The organism is Saccharopolyspora sp. MMCC62 (genome assembly GCF_057736575.1).
This window is the reverse complement of sequence record NZ_JBYKCM010000007.1, coordinates 233,958-250,279: the sequence shown is the minus strand read 5'-3', so window position 1 is coordinate 250,279 and position 16,322 is coordinate 233,958. Positions and strand designations below refer to the sequence as shown.

The window sequence follows — 16,322 nt, the reverse complement described above, 5'->3', positions numbered from 1 at the left end:
CTCTGCTCAACGTCGAGGAGAAACGCCATGTCCGACGCCGCCGACGGCGAACTCGGCAGGAGGACGGTCCGGAAGGTCTCGTCCCGCATCCTGCCGATCGTGGGCCTGCTGTACGTGTTCAACTACATGGACCGGGCCAACATCAGCTACGCGCAGCTCGGGATGCAGCACGAGCTCGCCATCACCACCGCGACCTTCGGCATCGCCGCGTCGATCTTCTTCCTGGTGTACGTGCTGTTCGAGATCCCCAGCAACATGATCATGAAGCGGGTGGGGGCCCGGCTGTGGCTGGCGCGCATCGCCCTCACCTGGGGCCTGGTCACCGTGCTCACCGGGTTCGTGCAGAACGTGCCGCAGCTCTACGGCGCCCGCATCCTGCTCGGCATCGCCGAAGCCGGCCTGTTCCCCGGGCTGCTGCTGTACATGACCATGTGGTTCCGCACCGGGGAGCGCGGCCGAGCCATCGCCGCGCTCGCCCTGGCGCAGCCGATCGCGATGGTGCTGGGCAGCCTCACCGGCGGGCTGATCCTGGACCACGTGCAGTGGTTCGGGCTCAGCGGCTGGCGCTGGGTGTTCATCCTGCAGGGCGCCCCGGCGCTGCTGCTCGGCGTGCTCACCCTGCTGTACCTGCCGAACGTGCCCAGCCAGGCGCGGTTCCTCAGCAAGGACGAGTCCGCGTGGCTGGAACGCGAGATCCGCGGCGAGTATCGGGCCGAGGAACCCGAGACGTTCCTCGGCCAGCTGCGCATCCTCAAGGACCGCAAGGTGCTGTACCTGGCGGTGGCGAACCTGTTCGCGGCCTGCGGGCTCTACGGCTTCACCTTCTTCCTGCCGCAGATCATCAGCCAGCTCGACCCGTCCTACTCGGCCACCAACATCGGGGTGCTCGGCGCGGTGCCGTTCCTGGTCGGCGCGGTCGGGATGCTCCTGGTGGCCCGCAACTCCGACCGCACCGGCGAGCGGCGCGGGCACGTGGTGGCGCTGATGCTGCTGGCCGCGGCCGGGCTGGCGGGCACCATCTGGTTCCGGCACGATCCGGTGCCCGCGCTGGTGTGCCTGTCGATGGTGGCGGTCGGGGTGCTCGGCTACATGGCCCCGTACTGGGCGATGGCGGCGCGGGTGCTGTCCCGCGAGCACACCGCGGTCGGGCTCGCCGCGATCAACTCGATCGCCGCGCTCGGCGGGTTCCTCGGCCCGTACGTCATCGGCATCAACGCGGGCGAGGGCGACGTGTCGCTCGGGCTCTACTTCCCGATCGGCTGCCTGGTGGTGTGCGCGGTGATGCTGCTGGCGGTGCGCGCGCCCCGGGACGAGCCCGCGCGCAAGGTGGTACCCGCGGGAGCGGCCGAATGAGCCGGTCGCGCTTTCGGCGGTGGCGCGCGGCGGGGCGGGTCGGTGCAATGACCCCGCCCCCGTTCGCCACCGCGGACGGGATGGCAGCAGGCGGCGGTGCCCGACCGGCACCGCGGACAGGAGGCGAGAACGATGGCGCACTACCGGCGACTCGGTGACGTCCCGCCGAAGCGGCACACCCAGCACCGCGACGAGGAAGGCGCACTGTACTTCGAGGAGCTGATGGGGGAGGAGGGCTTCTCCGCGGACTCCTCGCTGCTCTACCACCGCAACCTGCCCTCGGCGATCGTCGACTCGCAGGTGTGGGAGCTCCCGGACCAGGCGACCACCCCGAACCACCCGCTCACGCCGCGGCACCTGAAGCTGCACGACCTGTTCACCGCGGAGGCCGCGGCCGCCGTCGACGTGGTCACCGGGCGCAGGCTGGTGCTCGGCAACGCGGACGTGCGGATCTCCTACGTGGTCGCCGAACGGGAATCCCCGCTGTACCGCAACGGGATCGGCGACGAGATCGTCTACGTCGAATCGGGTGCGGCGACCGTGGAGACCGTGTTCGGCGCGCTGGAGGCGACCTCCGGCGACTACGTGCTCATCCCGCGCGCCACCACGCATCGCTGGGTGCCGCACGGCGAGGAGCCGCTGCGCGCCTACGCCATCGAGGGCGGCGGGCACATCGTCCCGCCGAAGCGCTACCTGTCCCGGTTCGGGCAGCTGGTGGAGAACGCGCCCTACTGCGAGCGGGACCTGCACGGGCCCGCCGAGCCGCTGCTGCGCGAGGGCACCGACGTGGAGGTGCTGCTCAAGCACCGCGGCTCCACCGGCATCGTCGGCACCCGGCTCGTCTACCCGCAGCACCCGTTCGACGTGGTCGGCTGGGACGGCTGCCTGTACCCGTTCACCTTCAGCGTGCACGACTTCGAACCGATCACCGGGCGGGTGCACCAGCCGCCGCCGGTGCACCAGGCGTTCGAGGGCGAGAACTTCGTGATCTGCAACTTCGTCCCGCGCAAGGTGGACTACCACCCGCTGTCCATCCCGGTGCCGTACTACCACTCGAACGTCGACAGCGACGAGATCATGTTCTACTGCGGCGGGAACTACGAGGCCCGCAAGGGCTCCGGCATCGGGCAGGGCTCGGTGTCGGTGCACCCCGGCGGGCACTCGCACGGGCCGCAGCCCGGTGCCTACGAGCGCAGCATCGGCGTGGAGTTCTTCGACGAGCTCGCCGTCATGGTCGACACCTTCCGGCCGCTGGAACTCGGCGAAGGCGGGCTGGCCTGCGACGACGGCGAGTACGCGTGGACCTGGGCGGGACGGGGGCCGCGGTCGTGACGCCGCCGCTGGTCGCCGGGCTGCTCGACGACGCGGCGATGTTCCCGCCCGGCCTGCTGCCGCTGCCGCAGGCCGTGCGGGCGCACGCCGCGCACCGCACCGCCGCGCACTCGGCCGCGGTGGGACCGCTGGTGGTGGCCGCGCCCGCGCTCGCCGAACTGCGCGAAGTCGAGGCGGGCCGGGTCGAGCCGAGCCGAGCCGTTCCAGACCGGGGGGTTCCGGGCCGGGCCGATGCCGGCCGGGCGGCTCCGGACGGTCCCGCGCCGCTGGCGGTGACGGTGCCCGCCGGGCCCGCCGCCGTGCCCGCCGCGCTCGCCGAACTGGGCGGATTCCCGTTGCGGGCGCTGGAGATCCCGGTCCCCGACCTCGATCCCGCCGACCTCCCGGACGCGCTGCGCCGGGTGCGGGAGAACACCGACGCCGAGGTGTACGTGGAGGTGCCGCGGGACGACCGCCGCGCCGCGGTGCTGGCGCTGCTCGGGCCGCTCGGCTGCCGGGCGAAGTTCCGCACCGGCGGGGTGCGCGCCGACCTGCACCCCGGCGAGGCCGAGCTGGCCGCCGCGGTGCACGAGGTGGTGCGCCTCGACGTCCTGTTCAAGGCCACCGCCGGGCTGCACCACGCGGTGCGCAACAGCGACGGGTTCGAGCAGCACGGGTTCCTGAACATCCTGCTCGCCGTGGACGCCGCGCTGCGCGGTGGCGCGGTCGCCGACCTCGCCGCCGTGCTCGCCGACCGGGACGCCCCCGGCATCGCCGCCCGCGTCGCCGCGCTGGGGGAGGAGCGGACCCGGGAGCTGCGCACCCGGTTCACCTCCTTCGGCACCTGCAGCGTCGCCGAACCGCTCGCCGAACTGGCCGCGCTCGGCCTGCTGCCCGGACACCTCGCCACCGACCTGCCCGCGATCCACCCAGGAGCCGACTCGTGATCATCGACGTGCCCGCCGATTCCGGCTACGGCCGGGAGAACCTGCCCTACGGCGTGTTCAGCACGCCCGGCACCACACCCCGCGTCGGCGTCCGGCTCGCCGACCGGGTGATCGACCTGGCGGTGGCGCTGGACGACCCGCTGTTCGCGGTGCCCTCGCTGAACCCGTTCCTGGCGCGCGGCAAGCGGAGCTGGGACGAGGTGCGCGCCCGGATCACCGCGCTCGTCGACGGCGACGTGCCCGACGCGGCCGTGCACCCGGTGGCGGAGGTGACGATGCACCTGCCATTCGACGTGGGCGACTACGTGGACTTCTACGCCTCCGAGCACCACGCCTCCAACCTCGGCAGGCTGTTCCGGCCGGACGCGGCACCGCTGCTGCCGAACTGGAAGCACCTGCCCGTCGGCTACCACGGCCGCGCGGGCACCGTCGTGCCCTCCGGCACGCCGATCGTGCGGCCCAGCGGGCAGCGCAAGAGCCCGGACGAGGCCGCCCCGAGCTACGGGCCCAGCAGGCGGCTGGACATCGAAGCCGAGTTCGGGTTCGTCGTCGGCGCCGGGTCGGAATTGGGCGAACGCGTTCCGGTGTCCGCCTTCGAGGAGCACGTGTTCGGCGCGGTGCTCGTCAACGACTGGTCCGCCCGCGACCTGCAGGCCTGGGAGTACGTGCCGCTCGGCCCGTTCCTCGGCAAGAGCTTCGCCACCTCGATCTCGCCGTGGGTGGTGCCGCTGGCCGCGCTGCGCGCCGCCCGGGTGCCGACCCCGGTGCAGGACCCGGAACCGCTGCCGTACCTGCGGGAGGACGATCCGTGGGGCCTGGACGTCGAGTTCAGCGTGCGGTGGAACGGCGCGGAGGTCAGCCGCCCGCCGTACCGCGAGATGTACTGGTCTCCGGCGCAGATGCTCGCGCACCTCACCGTCAACGGCGCGAGCTGCCGACCCGGCGACCTGTTCGCCTCCGGCACCATCTCCGGACCCGGCAAGCACGAGCGGGGCGCGTTCATCGAACTCACCTGGGGCGGCGCGGAACCCGTGCAGGTCGGCGGCGAGCAGCGGACGTTCCTGGAGGACGGCGACGAGGTCGTCCTCACCGCCACCGCCCCCACCGCGTCCGGCGCCCGCCTCGCCTTCGGCGAGGTCGCCGGCCGAATCCACCCCGCGCGGCCCTGACGAACGAACGCCCCGTTCGACCTGTGCGATCGGTCGAACGGGGCGTTCCGGAGGGCTTTCGGCGTCAGCGGAGATCCAGTCCGTCCAGCAGTTGCGAGAAGCCGTGCTCGGTGACGATCGGGATGCCGTACTTCCGGGCCGTTTCGGCTTTGCGGGACTGCGAATCCGCGTCAGCGGCCACCAGCAGCCGGGGCTTCTCGGTGACGTATTCCTGCACGGTGAGTCCGGCTCGTTCGGCGCGGTCGATCCACTGCGCGCGAGGTGAGGTCGTCTCGCCGGTGAACACGACGGAATCTCGCGGTGCCAAGCGGAGGTCGACGGTCAGCGGAGGTACCGGCATCGCGTTCGCGGCCGCCGCTGATCGGTGTACCGGTACCGCCGCGGGGCAGAACAGCCGGGACAACTCCGGCGCGATCTCCGCGAACGCCGGCGCGTTCCTGGCATCGGCCGCACTGATGCCGTGCACGTGCTGCGGGCCCGGATCGCGCTGCGGGTCGATCAGCGTGCACCACTCCTCCTGCACGGCTCCGGACGGATCGAGCAGGATGACGGCGATCTCCGCGATGCGATGCCGCGAACGGAGTCGGAGGCCGGTCGTCTCGACGTCGATCACCGCAAAACCCCAGGACATGGCGGTTTGCCTCGCCTCCTGCCGCGACTTCGAGCCGGGCCGGTTCTCCCATGGCGCAGCCGCATCGCGTTCGTGTCGATCTTCACGTTGCAGGTGGCTCGAAGCGGGAGACGGGAGAAGACGTTGCGTGCCGGGGAAAACGTCGCCGGGACCCGGTTCGGCGGATCCCGGCGACCGGTCAGCCCTGGCGGCCCTTCCAGCGGGGGTTGCGCTTGTTGACCACGTAGAGCTTGCCGCGCCTGCGCACGACCTGGGACCCGTCCTTGTCCTTGAGTGACTTGAGCGATGCGCGGACCTTCATCCGTCCTCCTCTGCGGAACCTCGCTGACCCGCCCAGCCTAGACGATAGTGATAATCGTTTTCATCGACACCCGATCGGGTTGAAGATCACCACCGGTGGATCTCCGCGTCCTACGCTCCGGACCGGAGGTGCCGCCATGCCGCAGACCGCGCTCCCGCTCATCGACCTCGCCCGCTTCCGCGACCCCCGCGAACGGGATTCCCTGCTGGCCGAACTGCGCCGCGCCGCGCGCGAGGTCGGGTTCTTCCACCTCGGCGGCCACGGCGTGCCCGACGAGCTGATGACCGGGATCTTCGAGGTCACCCGCCGGTTCTTCGCGCTGCCCGTCGAACGGCGCCGGGAGATCGAGAACGTGCGCTCCCCGCAGTTCCGCGGCTACACCGCCACCGGTCACGAGCTCACCGGCGGCACCCCGGACCGGCGCGAACAGCTCGACATCGGGCCCGAGCGCGACCCGGTGCCGACCGGCCCGGACGACCCGCCGTGGCAGCGGCTGATCGGGCCGAACCAGTGGCCCGCCGCGCTGCCCGAACTGCGGGAGGTCGTCCTCGCCTGGCAGGGCGAGATGCTGCGCGTGGGCCGCGAAGTGCTGCGCGCGCTCGCCGCCTCGCTCGGGCAGGCCGACGACCACTTCGAGGCCTGGTTCGACGCCGACGCCAGCACCCACCTCAAGCTCGTGCACTACCCGGGCGCCGCCGACCGCGGCCAGGGAGTCGGCGCGCACAAGGACTACGGCTACCTGGCGCTGCTGCACCAGGACTCGATCGCGGGGTTGCAGGTGCAGGACGAATCCGGCGGCTGGATCGACGCCGATCCGGTGCCAGGGGCGTTCGTGGTGAACATCGGCGAACTGCTCGAAGTCGCCACCGGCGGCTACCTCACCGCCACCCGGCACCGGGTGCGCAGCCCCGAACCGGGGGTGGACCGCTACTCGGTGCCGTTCTTCCTCGCGCCCCGGCTGGACGCGGTGGTGGAACCCCTCGCGCTGCCCGCCGACCTCGCCGCCGAAGCCCGCGGGGTCAGCACCGACCCGGACAACCCGCTGCTGGCCGCGTACGGGGAGAAGGCGCTGCTGGGCTGGCTGCGCTCGCACCCGGAGGTCGCGCGGCGCTGGTGGTCCGACGTGCTGGAGGCGCGATCATGACGGAACCGCGCTGGGCGTTCGAGACCCGCCAAGTGCACGCCGGAGCCCGCCCGGACCCGACGACCGGGGCGCGCGCCACCCCGATCTACCAGACCACCTCGTTCGTCTTCGACGACGCCGAGCACGCCGCCGCCGCGTTCGCCCTGCAAGATCTGGACACGCACGCCTACAGCAGGCTGTCCAACCCGACGAACTCGGTCGTGGAGCAGCGCATCGCCGACCTGGAGAACGGCGTCGGCGGGGTCGCGGTCGCCAGCGGGCAGGCGGCGTCCGCGCTGGCGCTGCTCGCGATCGCCCGCGCCGGTGATCACGTGGTCGCGTCCTCGGCGCTCTACGGCGGGACGCACAACCTGTTCGCGCACACCTTCGCGGACCTGGGGATCACCGTCGACTTCGTCGAGGACCCGGACGACCTCGGCCGGTGGCGGGACGCGCTGCGGCCCGAGACCAGGGCGCTGTACGGGGAGACGATCGCGAACCCGAGCGGCGCCGTGCTCGACGTCGAGGGCGTCGCCTCCGTCGCGCACACCGCCGGGGTACCGCTGATCGTGGACAACACGGTGGCGACGCCGTACCTGTGCCGCCCGCTCGACCACGGCGCGGACGTGGTGGTGCACTCCACCACCAAGTTCCTCTCCGGGCACGGCACCGGCATCGGCGGGATCATCGTCGACTCCGGCCGGTTCGACCACTTCGCCGAACCGGAGCGCTGGCCGCAGCTGACCGCACCCGACCCGAGCTACCACGGGCTGGTGTTCGGCACCGAGTTCGGCGAGCTCGGCTACCTGATGCGGGTGCGCACCCGGCTGGTCCGCGACCTCGGGCCCGCCGTGTCGCCGTTCAACGGATTCCTGCTGCTGCACGGCGTGGAAACGCTGTCGCTGCGGATGGAACGGCACGTCGCGAACGCCCGCGCCATCGCCGGATGGCTCGAAGACCAGCCGGGGGTGACGGGGGTGCACTACGCCGGACTTCCGTCCAGCCCGTGGCACGGCGCGGCGAAGCGGTACCTCGCCGACGGCGCCGGGGCGGTGCTCGCGTTCGAACTCGCCGGTGGGATCGCGGCCGGGAAGCGGTTCGTGAGCGCGCTGCGGTTGTTCAGCCACCTGGCCAACATCGGCGACGTGCGCAGCCTCGCGATCCACCCGGCGTCCACCACGCACGCCCAGCTCGACGAGGCCCGGCAGCGCGCCGCCGGCGTCACCCCCGGCCTCGTCCGGCTCTCCGTCGGCCTCGAAGCCGTCCCCGACCTCATCGCCGACCTCGCCACCGCACTGGCCGCCGCCGAGGGCTAGCCCGCCACCGGTGCCTCCGGGCCGAGGAGCTCGGGGGCGTAGGCGAGGAGGATCCGCAGGGCGCTCACCGGGGCGGCGACCGGGTCGGGCAGCGCCACGTCGCGGGCTACGTGCGCGCCGCGGTAGGCCGGTTCCGGGATGGTGACGTCGGTGAACCAGCGCAGGAAATCGGCCGGGGCCAACGGAATCCCCGTCGTCCCGGCCATCGCCTCGTTCAGCGCGAACAGCGCGGCGGGCGGGTTGCGCAACATCCACCGGTACAGCTCGGAGAACTCGAAGATCCGCTGGTCCACGCGGCTCGCGACCGCTCTGCGGCGCTCGGCGAGCCGCACCCCGTGCTCGGTGGAGGCCTGTTCGGCCTCGCTCCACGCCGGGTCGTGCGCCTGCCGCTCGTCCAGCTCGCCGCGGTGCATCCGGCGCAGGTAGTCCGCCCACAGCCGCGCACCCGGGTTGCCGAAGTCGTCCGCGGAACGGCCCAGCGCGATCGCGGCCCCGCGCTCCACGCCCTCCAGGATTCCCGCGTCCACGTAGGACACCCAGCTGCCCGGTGCGCCGAAGCCGTTCTCCGCGAAGAACCGGATGATCCCCTCGATGTTGCGCCAGTGCCGGAACCCCGGCACGTACTCGACGGCGATCTCGTCCTGCACCGCGCGGACGAACACCAGCCGCTCCGGCAGCGGCAGCCGGTCCAGCTCCAGCGCCGAGCAGTCCAGGGTCCGCGCGCACTCGGCCCCGTCGCGCGGTGGCGCGGCCGAAGCCGCCGGGACGCCGAGCGCGAGCAGCGCCGGGACCAGCAGGGGCAGGACGATGTCGCGGCAGCGGGGGAGTCGCACCAGGGCCTCCGGGAATCGGGACTCGATCACCGGACAGTGCAGCAGCCGCGGCCACCGATCCGCTGCTCCTCGCCCCCGGAGTCACCCGCACGGATGATCTCGGCCGGTGGCGGCGGGGCGTCGGCCCGAGGTCGTAGAGTCGGGGGCATGGTCCAGCACGGCGACCGCTCGGTGATCGCGACGAATCGCCGGGCACGACACCACTTCACGATCCTCGACACCTACGAGGCCGGGCTCGTCCTGGTCGGCACCGAGGTGAAGAGCCTCCGGCTCGGCCGCGCCTCCCTCGCCGAGGCGTTCGCGACCGTCGACGACGGTGAGGTGTGGCTGCGCAACCTGCACATCGCCGAGTACTGGCACGGCAGCTGGACGAACCACACCCCGCGCCGCACCCGCAAGATGTTGTTGCACGCCAAGGAGATCCGCACCCTCACCGGCAAGTCCAAGGAGACCGGGCACGCGCTGGTCCCGCTGTCGATGTACTTCAGCGACGGCTGGGTGAAGGTCGAGCTGGCGCTGGCCCGCGGCAAGAAGAACTGGGACAAGCGCCGCGACATCGCCGCGAGGGACGCGGAACGCGAGATGGCCCGCGGCATCGGCTGGCGGCTCAAGGGCCACCCCGGCCGCGGCGCGAAGGACCGCCGCCGCCCGCCGGACGACCCGGTGCTCGACTACAGCCCGTGAACCGGCCGAGCACGGGAGTCCGGGTGGACGCCCGTGCTCGGCCGCCGCTCAGTCCTGGTCCGGCTTGGCGTGGTCCGCCACACCGGGGTTGGGGTCGCGGGAGAGGTCGATCAGCGGGTCCACTCCGGCGCCCTCGGGGGCGGCGTGGTCGCCGACGCCCGGGTTCGGGTCCCGGGCCAGGTCGATCAACGGGTCGGGTTCGGTCATGCCGTGCCTCCTCGGCGTTCTCGGGGCTGGCCGCCTGGGCGGCGGCTCCACCACCCAGGATGCCTGGTCGGCGGCGGGTGCCGACCGCGGGGAGGCGGGTTCCGGGTGCGCCCGCGGGAACGGGCGGATGAGATCATGAGCACGGTCCGCTAAGGGAGGAGCACCCGGTGTCATCCGAGGACGAACTGCCTGCGCTGGAGGAGGAGGTGCGCGCGCTGATGCGCCGCAGCAGGCTGCGCACCCGCGAACTCGCGCGCGCCGTGCACCCGAAGCTGGACCCGACCGCGTATCCGCTGGTGGTGCTGCTGGCGAAGGAGGGCGCGCAGCGGATGTCGGCGATCGCGGCCGCGTTGTCGCTGGACAAGTCGACGGTGAGCAGGCAGGTCGACGCGGTGGTGCGGATCGGGCTCGCCGAGCGGGTCGCCGATCCGGTCGACGCGCGCGCCAAGCTGGTGGTGCTCACCGAGGACGGGAACGCGCAGGTCACCGAGCAGCTCGCGGAGCAGCGGCGGCGGTGGCGGGAGGTGCTGGGCGGCTGGGATCCGGCGGACATCGCGGAGCTGGCCCGGCTGCTGCACCGGCTGGGCGCGACCGACCTGCTCTGAGGCGTCGTGCACCGTCCGGGCCCCTCGGCGGTGACCGGGGCGTCGCTCACCTGACGGGGCTCCCGGTGAGGTTCGTTACGCGCCGGGCGGGATTACCCAGTTCAACCCCTGATCGGATGAAAACTTCCGGCGGGCGAGAACTTGTCGCCGACCCACCATGATCACTACTTTGGGTGAATGGCTGGTGATCAGGACAGGTGGCGGGCGCTCGGGGTCGACGTGGAGCTGCCCAGCGCGGCCCGCGTGTACGACGCCTACCTCGGCGGCGCGCACAACTTCGCGGCGGACCGGGCGTTCTTCGCCAGGGCGAAGGAGAAGTTGCCGCACATCGCCGACGTGGCCCGCTGGAACCGCACCTTCCTGCGCCGCGCCGTGCAGACGATGGCGGAAGCGGGCATCGACCAGTTCCTGGACATCGGCTCCGGCCTGCCCACCGCGGGCAACACGCACGAGATCGCGCACCGCATCAACCCGGACGCCCGCGTCGTGTACGCCGACAACGAACCGGTCGCGGTCGTGCAGACCCAGGAACTGCTCAAGGACGTGCCGGGAACGGCCGTCGTGCGGGGAGATTTCCTGGCGCCCGACGAGATCCTCGGCGCGGCCGCCACCCGCGAACTGCTCGACCTGGACAAGCCGGTCGGGGTGCTCGCCGTGGCCCTGCTGCACTTCATCCCCCGCGAGCAGCACCCGGAGGCCGCGCTAGAGCGGTACAAGGAGGCGCTGCCCGCGGGCAGCGAGCTCGCCATCAGCCACGCCACCGTCGACGGCGTCGCCGAACCGGTCCGCTCGCAGACCCTCGACTTCATCGACTCGTACAAGGACACCCAGAACCCGGGCTTCACCGCTCGCGACGAGCTGGAGTTCCGCCGGTTCTTCACCGGCTGGGAACTGCTGGACCCGGGCGTCGCGTTCACCTCGGAATGGCGGTCCGACCTCACCGACGTCGACGAATTCGCCGCCACGAACCCGAAGAACGCGGTCTGCTTCGCCGCGGTCGCCCGCAAGCCGTAGGCCGCGGAGAGCCCCCTCGAACCCTCCGCGGCCGGGGCTCGGATCAGCCGATCTCGACGCGGGTGGCGTCGGCGTGCTCGCCGTTCGCCACGCCGGAGACGGTGACCTGGTCGCCTTCGCGCAGCTCGTCGGCGCCGACCGGCTGGCCGTCCTTCAGCACCTCGGTGTCCGCGCCGACGACCCACAGGAGGCCGTCGGCGTTGGCCTTGAACACGACGAACCGGCCTTCGGGCGTCTCCACGTCGCCGCGCTCCTGCACGACGCCCCGCTCGGCGATGATGTCGCGCGGCGCCTGCTCGGACACCGCGGAGCGCTCGATCCCGGTGGGCTGGGCGGCGTCGGTGGCGGTCGCGGCGTGGGCGGCGGCGCCGATGGCCAGGGCGGGCGCCAAGGCCAGCGCGGCGATGGCGGCGGTGCGTCGGAAGTTGTTGATCCGCATGGGTTTTCCTCTCTCGTGAACTTGCTGACCGGTTCAGCTTGACCGCCCGATCTCGGCGAATCCGGTGCGGTTCTGGGAGGTTCCTGAGAACCGCGGACCGTTCCCGCAGTTCGTGATCACCGGGGCGGTCCGGGGCTCGTGGATCTCCCGGAGAATTCCCAGGAATCCGATCCGGTCGGAGACCACCCCGCGCCGCGGCGGCCGCAGGCGGTCCCGCTCGGCGAGCCCGAGGTCGGCCAGCGGCGGTTCGGAACCACTTCCGCCCGGGGGCGTGCGGTCCGGAACCACCACCTGCCAGGGGGCATCCCGCTCGGCGGTCCGGAACCTCCTGCCAGGGGCGTCCTGTTCGGCGGCGTTCCGAAGTCCCTTGCCGGGAACGTCCCGTTCGACAGCGGAACGGAACCACCGCCAGGGGTATCCCGCTCGACGGCGGTCCGCCGCCCGCCCGAGGCCTTCCCGTTCGACGGCGGCGGAATCGCCCCGGTCAGGGACGCCCCGCTCGACGCCGGTTGCCCGCTCGGCGGGCCGAGGTCAGCCCGCGTCGGCCGCCCGGGCGAGCTCCGCGTCGGCGCGGCCGAGCACGACCCGGAAGCAGGTGCCTTCCCCGGGCGCGGTCGTCAGCTCGACCCGCCCCCCGTGCGCCGCCACCAGCGAACGCACGATGGCCAGCCCCAGCCCGGCTCCGCCGCTGGCCCGGCTGCGGGATTCGTCGGCGCGGTAGAACCGCTGGAACACCCGCTCGGCCTGCTCGGGAGCGAGCCCGGGGCCCTGGTCGGCGACCTCCAGCACCGCGCACCCGTCGACCGAACCGACGCCGATGCGCACCGGCGTGCCCTCCGGGGTGTGCCGAACGGCGTTGCCGACGAGGTTGGTGACCACCTGGCGCAGCCGCTCCTCGTCGGCCAGCGCGGGAGCGGCCGCGGGCGGGCCGACCCCGGACCCGGTGAGCCGGCCCGACCCGGTGAGCTGGGCGGGACCGGTCAGCTGGGCGGGCCGGGACGGGTCGAGGGCGTGCACGTCGTGCAGCGCGTCGGCGGCGAGGGTCCGCAGGTCCATCGGGGCGAGCTGCAGCGGCAGCCGCTCGTCGAGCCGCGCCAGCAGCAGCAGGTCGTCCACCAACCGCTCCAGCCGGTCCGATTCCCGCTCGATGCGGGCCATCGCGTCCACCCCAGCGGGCACCGCGCCCATCCGGTGCAGCTTGCTGAAACCCTTGATCCCGGCCAGCGGGGTGCGCAGCTCGTGCCCGGCGTCGGCGACGAAGCGGCGCATCTGCGCCTCCGATTCGGCGCGGGCGGCGAACGCGGTCTCGTTGCGGTCGAGCATCGCGTTCAACGCCCGCGAAAGCCTGCCGACCTCGGTTTCCGGCCCGGCCGATTCGGGGACGCGGCTGGCGAGGTCGCCCGCCGCGATGGCCGCCGAGGTCCGTTCGATCCGGCGCAGCGGCCGCAGCCCGGCGCGCACCGCGAACCACCCGGCCAGCGCGAGGACCGCCAGCAGGACCGCCGCGGTGCCCGCGGAGATCGCCAGCATCCCGGCGACGGTGTCGTCCACTTCGGCCCGCGAGATCGCGGTGACCACCAGCCCGTCCGGGCCGGAGTGCGCGAGCAACCGCCAGTGCTGGGTGCCGTCGCGGCTCGGCACGTCCACGGGGGCTGCGGTGGCGGTGAGCCCCGCGAGGTCCGGGCCCGGCACCCGCGGCCCGCCGGCCCACTCCTCGCCGGTGACCGCGCCGTCCGCGCCCAGTCGCGCCGAGTAGGTGGTGGAACCGGGCAGCGCGAAGTTGTCCTGCACCACCACCGTGCCCGGCCCGGGCAGCCCGGTGTCCGGCACCTGGAAGACCCTCGCGCCCGCGCCCGCCGTCGCCTCCAGCTGCGCGTCGAGCTTGCCGACGAGGTTGCGCTCCAGCGCACCGGTCACCACGGCGCTGCCGATCGCCAGGCCCGCCGCGAGCAGCCCCACCGCGATCAGCAGCACCCGGGTGCGCAACGACATCCGGGCGATCACGCGCGGGCCCCGCGCAGCACGTAGCCCACCCCGTGCACGGTGTGGATCAGCTTCGGTTCGCCGCGGTCCACCTTGCGCCGCAGGTAGCTGATGTAGGTGTCCACGATGCTCGGGTCGCCGCCGAAGTCGTACTGCCACACCTCGTCGAGGATCTGCCGCTTCGACACCACCTGCCCCGCGTTGCGCACCAGGTAGGTGAGCAGCCGGAATTCGGTGGGGGACAACCGGATCGGCTGTCCGGCGCGCAGCACCTGGTGGCTGTCCGGGTCGACCTCCAGGTCGGCGACGGTCATCGCGCGGGAGGTCGCGCCGTGCCCGGAGCGGCGCAGCACCGCGTGGATGCGGGCGATCAGCTCCTCCGGGTCGAAGGGCTTCGTCACGTAGTCGTCGCCGCCCAGCGTCAGGCCGCGCACCTTGTCCCGCGGGGCGTCGCGGGCGGTGAGGAACAGCACCGGCACCTGCCCGCCGCGTTCCTCGCGTAGCCGCCGCAGCACGTCGAATCCGTCCGCGTCCGGCAGCATCACGTCCAGCAGCACCAGGTCCGGCCGCTCGTCCACCGCCGCCCGCAGCGCCTCCGCCGCGGTCGCGGCGGCCGTCACCTGGAAGCCCGCGAAGCGCAACGTCGCGGCCAGCAGTTCCCGCACGGTCGGCTCGTCGTCGACCACCAGCAGGCTTCCCGATCCCATCCGCACCCCGCCCCTAGATCCGATCTTCCCGGTTCAGGTTAGGCCCGACCGCGCGCTCCGCCGCCGAGAGCGGCGCGACGCGGCCCGGCCCGCAGGTGACCGGGCTGACCGGTCCGGTCCGGGGGTTCCGGCGGCGACGCCGCCGACCGGGTGGCGGGGCGCGGCTCGTGATCACCCGCGGGGAGCATTCCGTTGCCCTGACAGGAGGAACTCGCACCGGTCGGCGCCGCGGAATGCCGATGGAGAGGGGGACGGCCGAGCACGTCCCGGCCGTCCCCGTCCGCCGCGGTCCCCGATCCGGGCGGGCGAACGAGGTTCCGCGCGACCGCGCGGATTCCTACCGTGAACGAGCGGAGGAGTCTCATGGGCACGGAGAAGAAGGACACCGGCGCCACCGACGGCGGGCAGCACGACGTGGGCCGCGACGGGCAGACCGGCAAGACCGCGGACGACATCGACCCGAAGGACTACGAACAGGGATTCCGGTGACCGAGGTCGCCGCACCGGACGGGCCCGGCGGTCTCGTCGCCCGGCTGGACGCGGCGGGCGCGCTGCCCGCCGCGTTCGGTCCGGCCTTCCGCGCCGCCGCGCGGGAGTGGTTCGTGCCCGAGCGGATCTGGTACCGGTCGGCCGAGGCGGTCGAGGACGTGGCGCTGGACCGGGACGACGCCCCGGAGCGCTGGCTGGCGGCGGTGTACGCGGACCGTCCGCTGGTGACGCAGTTCGACGCCGGGGCGACGGCGTGGCCGGAGCTCGGCCACCGGCCCACCAGTTCCGCGTCCGCGCCGTCGGTGGTGGCGGGGATGCTGCGGGCCCTGGGACCCCAGCCGGGGGATTCGGTGCTGGAGATCGGCACCGGCACCGGGTGGAACGCGGCGCTGCTCGCGGAGGTCGTGGGCCCGGCCGGCGGGGTGACGACCGTGGAGATCGACCCGGCGGTCGCCGCCGGTGCGCGGGCGAGGCTGCGCGCGGCGGGCTACGGCCGCGTGGAGGTGGTCGAGGGCGACGCCGTGAGCGCGGTCGCCGGTGCCGGCCGCTTCGATCGGATCATCGTGACCGCCGGTGTCCACATCGGACGGTTTCCGCACTCCTGGGTGCGCAGCGCCGTTCCGGGCGGAGTACTCGTCGCGCCGATGCGGGCGGACCTGGCGACCGGCCCGCTGGTGCGGTTCGTCGTCGGCGCGGACGGCACGGCGCGCGGGAACGCGGTGGCGGACCTCGGGGTGTCCTTCATGGACCTGCGATCGGCGCGGGAGATCCCGGCGGAGCTCGACCGGCCGCGGTGGGACGACGCGGCGGCCGACCTGTCGTGGACCGACCTGGCGCCGTGGGTGCCGCTGCTGGCCGACGAGCACCGCTGGCCGATCGCGGTCGCGCTGCCCGGCTGCCGCTACGAGGTGCGGCAGCGCACCGCCGACCGGCCGGGGGAGGCGTGGCTGGTCGACCCGCTCTCCGGATCGTGGGCCGCCGTCGTCCCGGCGGACGGCCGGTACGCGGTGCGCCAGTCCGGGCCGCGCCGGTTGTGGGACGCGGCCGAGGCGGCCTACCGGTGGTGGACCGACCGCGGCCGCCCGCCGCTGTCCGCGTGGGAGTGGACCGTCGCCCCGGACCGCCAGCGCGTCACCCTGCCGCCCGCCACCTGAGGTGAATGGCCCATCCGCCCAGGCTGAGTGGGCGAATGGGCCATTCACCTTGGCCG

General features: G+C 73.2%; 18 protein-coding genes. 11 read left to right on the top strand and 7 right to left on the bottom strand.

What is annotated here, in order from left to right:
- Positions 1 to 27: 27 nt before the first annotated feature.
- The 4 genes from AC29IT_RS18235 (at position 28) to fahA (ending at position 4,780) form a co-directional block, all read left to right on the top strand.
- Positions 28 to 1,353 carry an MFS transporter gene (locus AC29IT_RS18235; RefSeq protein WP_488219554.1) on the top strand — a complete coding sequence of 442 codons (1,326 nt, stop codon included), beginning with the start codon at positions 28 to 30 and terminating at the stop codon, positions 1,351 to 1,353.
- A gap of 132 nt (positions 1,354 to 1,485) precedes the next feature.
- A complete protein-coding gene (locus AC29IT_RS18230; protein ID WP_488219553.1) occupies positions 1,486 to 2,685 on the top strand; it encodes a homogentisate 1,2-dioxygenase in 1,200 nt (399 codons plus the stop codon).
- A complete protein-coding gene (locus tag AC29IT_RS18225) occupies positions 2,652 to 3,611 on the top strand; it encodes a hypothetical protein (protein WP_488219552.1) in 960 nt (319 codons plus the stop codon). Before AC29IT_RS18230 ends, AC29IT_RS18225 begins: the two co-directional genes overlap by 34 nt.
- Positions 3,608 to 4,780: a fumarylacetoacetase gene (gene fahA / locus AC29IT_RS18220; protein WP_488219551.1), complete on the top strand. Its 1,173-nt coding sequence runs from the start codon at positions 3,608 to 3,610 to the stop codon at positions 4,778 to 4,780. The genes AC29IT_RS18225 and fahA overlap by 4 nt, the downstream gene beginning before the upstream one ends.
- A 64-nt stretch (positions 4,781 to 4,844) precedes the next feature.
- On the opposite strand, the gene AC29IT_RS18215 is transcribed toward fahA, so the two are convergent.
- Both AC29IT_RS18215 and ykgO read right to left on the bottom strand, forming a co-directional pair.
- On the bottom strand, positions 4,845 to 5,393 hold the full coding sequence (locus tag AC29IT_RS18215) for an exonuclease domain-containing protein (protein WP_488219550.1): 549 nt from the start codon (positions 5,391 to 5,393) through the stop codon (positions 4,845 to 4,847).
- A 196-nt stretch (positions 5,394 to 5,589) separates the two neighbouring features.
- Positions 5,590 to 5,712, bottom strand: coding sequence for a type B 50S ribosomal protein L36 (ykgO, locus tag AC29IT_RS18210; RefSeq protein ID WP_009943488.1), 123 nt, complete (start codon positions 5,710 to 5,712; stop codon positions 5,590 to 5,592).
- Positions 5,713 to 5,848: 136 nt separating this feature from the next.
- Here ykgO and AC29IT_RS18205 point away from each other — a divergent pair, with 136 nt between their 5' ends.
- Positions 5,849 to 6,856, top strand: a complete 1,008-nt coding sequence (locus AC29IT_RS18205; protein WP_358440382.1) for an isopenicillin N synthase family dioxygenase — start codon at positions 5,849 to 5,851, stop codon at positions 6,854 to 6,856.
- A complete protein-coding gene (locus tag AC29IT_RS18200) occupies positions 6,853 to 8,151 on the top strand; it encodes an O-acetylhomoserine aminocarboxypropyltransferase/cysteine synthase family protein (protein WP_488219549.1) in 1,299 nt (432 codons plus the stop codon). The genes AC29IT_RS18205 and AC29IT_RS18200 overlap by 4 nt, the downstream gene beginning before the upstream one ends.
- On the opposite strand, the gene AC29IT_RS18195 is transcribed toward AC29IT_RS18200, so the two are convergent.
- On the bottom strand, positions 8,148 to 8,984 hold the full coding sequence (locus AC29IT_RS18195) for a hypothetical protein (protein WP_488219548.1): 837 nt from the start codon (positions 8,982 to 8,984) through the stop codon (positions 8,148 to 8,150). The two genes, AC29IT_RS18200 and AC29IT_RS18195, sit on opposite strands and share 4 nt — an antisense overlap.
- A 147-nt stretch (positions 8,985 to 9,131) precedes the next feature.
- Here AC29IT_RS18195 and smpB point away from each other — a divergent pair, with 147 nt between their 5' ends.
- Positions 9,132 to 9,668 (top strand): SsrA-binding protein SmpB, encoded by a 537-nt coding sequence (gene smpB, locus AC29IT_RS18190; protein WP_358440390.1) that lies wholly within the window; start codon positions 9,132 to 9,134, stop codon positions 9,666 to 9,668.
- Positions 9,669 to 9,716: 48 nt separating this feature from the next.
- On the opposite strand, the gene AC29IT_RS18185 is transcribed toward smpB, so the two are convergent.
- Positions 9,717 to 9,875 carry a hypothetical protein gene (locus tag AC29IT_RS18185; protein WP_358440393.1) on the bottom strand — a complete coding sequence of 53 codons (159 nt, stop codon included), beginning with the start codon at positions 9,873 to 9,875 and terminating at the stop codon, positions 9,717 to 9,719.
- Positions 9,876 to 10,042: 167 nt separating this feature from the next.
- Between AC29IT_RS18185 and AC29IT_RS18180 the strand changes: the two genes are divergently transcribed.
- Positions 10,043 to 10,480: a MarR family winged helix-turn-helix transcriptional regulator gene (locus AC29IT_RS18180; RefSeq protein ID WP_358440396.1), complete on the top strand. Its 438-nt coding sequence runs from the start codon at positions 10,043 to 10,045 to the stop codon at positions 10,478 to 10,480.
- 177 nt (positions 10,481 to 10,657) lie between these two features.
- Positions 10,658 to 11,494 (top strand): SAM-dependent methyltransferase, encoded by an 837-nt coding sequence (locus AC29IT_RS18175; RefSeq protein ID WP_358440399.1) that lies wholly within the window; start codon positions 10,658 to 10,660, stop codon positions 11,492 to 11,494.
- A 43-nt stretch (positions 11,495 to 11,537) separates the two neighbouring features.
- On the opposite strand, the gene AC29IT_RS18170 is transcribed toward AC29IT_RS18175, so the two are convergent.
- The 3 genes from AC29IT_RS18170 to AC29IT_RS18160 form a co-directional block, all read right to left on the bottom strand.
- On the bottom strand, positions 11,538 to 11,933 hold the full coding sequence (locus AC29IT_RS18170; protein ID WP_358440402.1) for a hypothetical protein: 396 nt from the start codon (positions 11,931 to 11,933) through the stop codon (positions 11,538 to 11,540).
- 531 nt (positions 11,934 to 12,464) lie between these two features.
- Positions 12,465 to 13,937 (bottom strand): sensor histidine kinase, encoded by a 1,473-nt coding sequence (locus AC29IT_RS18165; protein ID WP_488219547.1) that lies wholly within the window; start codon positions 13,935 to 13,937, stop codon positions 12,465 to 12,467.
- On the bottom strand, positions 13,934 to 14,623 hold the full coding sequence (locus tag AC29IT_RS18160; RefSeq protein WP_488219546.1) for a response regulator transcription factor: 690 nt from the start codon (positions 14,621 to 14,623) through the stop codon (positions 13,934 to 13,936). Before AC29IT_RS18160 ends, AC29IT_RS18165 begins: the two co-directional genes overlap by 4 nt.
- Before the next feature lie 363 nt (positions 14,624 to 14,986).
- Here AC29IT_RS18160 and AC29IT_RS18155 point away from each other — a divergent pair, with 363 nt between their 5' ends.
- Both AC29IT_RS18155 and AC29IT_RS18150 read left to right on the top strand, forming a co-directional pair.
- The gene (locus AC29IT_RS18155) at positions 14,987 to 15,112 is read left to right on the top strand and encodes a hypothetical protein (protein ID WP_255615648.1); all 126 of its coding nucleotides are present in this window, start codon (positions 14,987 to 14,989) and stop codon (positions 15,110 to 15,112) included.
- Positions 15,109 to 16,266, top strand: a complete 1,158-nt coding sequence (locus AC29IT_RS18150) for a methyltransferase domain-containing protein (protein WP_488219545.1) — start codon at positions 15,109 to 15,111, stop codon at positions 16,264 to 16,266. The genes AC29IT_RS18155 and AC29IT_RS18150 overlap by 4 nt, the downstream gene beginning before the upstream one ends.
- The last annotated feature ends 56 nt before the right edge of the window (positions 16,267 to 16,322 follow it).

What these genes read in the sequence shown, in the direction of transcription:
- AC29IT_RS18230 (WP_488219553.1), top strand. Translation starts at nt 1,486, where the DNA reads ATGGCGCACTACCGGCGACTCGGTGACGTCCCGCCGAAGCGGCACACC.
- AC29IT_RS18185 (WP_358440393.1), bottom strand. Translation starts at nt 9,875, where the DNA reads ATGACCGAACCCGACCCGTTGATCGACCTGGCCCGGGACCCGAACCCG.
- AC29IT_RS18205 (WP_358440382.1), top strand. Translation starts at nt 5,849, where the DNA reads ATGCCGCAGACCGCGCTCCCGCTCATCGACCTCGCCCGCTTCCGCGAC.
- AC29IT_RS18170 (WP_358440402.1), bottom strand. Translation starts at nt 11,933, where the DNA reads ATGCGGATCAACAACTTCCGACGCACCGCCGCCATCGCCGCGCTGGCC.
- AC29IT_RS18235 (WP_488219554.1), top strand. Translation starts at nt 28, where the DNA reads ATGTCCGACGCCGCCGACGGCGAACTCGGCAGGAGGACGGTCCGGAAG.
- AC29IT_RS18155 (WP_255615648.1), top strand. Translation starts at nt 14,987, where the DNA reads ATGGGCACGGAGAAGAAGGACACCGGCGCCACCGACGGCGGGCAGCAC.
- ykgO (WP_009943488.1), bottom strand. Translation starts at nt 5,712, where the DNA reads ATGAAGGTCCGCGCATCGCTCAAGTCACTCAAGGACAAGGACGGGTCC.
- AC29IT_RS18160 (WP_488219546.1), bottom strand. Translation starts at nt 14,623, where the DNA reads ATGGGATCGGGAAGCCTGCTGGTGGTCGACGACGAGCCGACCGTGCGG.
- AC29IT_RS18175 (WP_358440399.1), top strand. Translation starts at nt 10,658, where the DNA reads ATGGCTGGTGATCAGGACAGGTGGCGGGCGCTCGGGGTCGACGTGGAG.
- smpB (WP_358440390.1), top strand. Translation starts at nt 9,132, where the DNA reads ATGGTCCAGCACGGCGACCGCTCGGTGATCGCGACGAATCGCCGGGCA.
- AC29IT_RS18200 (WP_488219549.1), top strand. Translation starts at nt 6,853, where the DNA reads ATGACGGAACCGCGCTGGGCGTTCGAGACCCGCCAAGTGCACGCCGGA.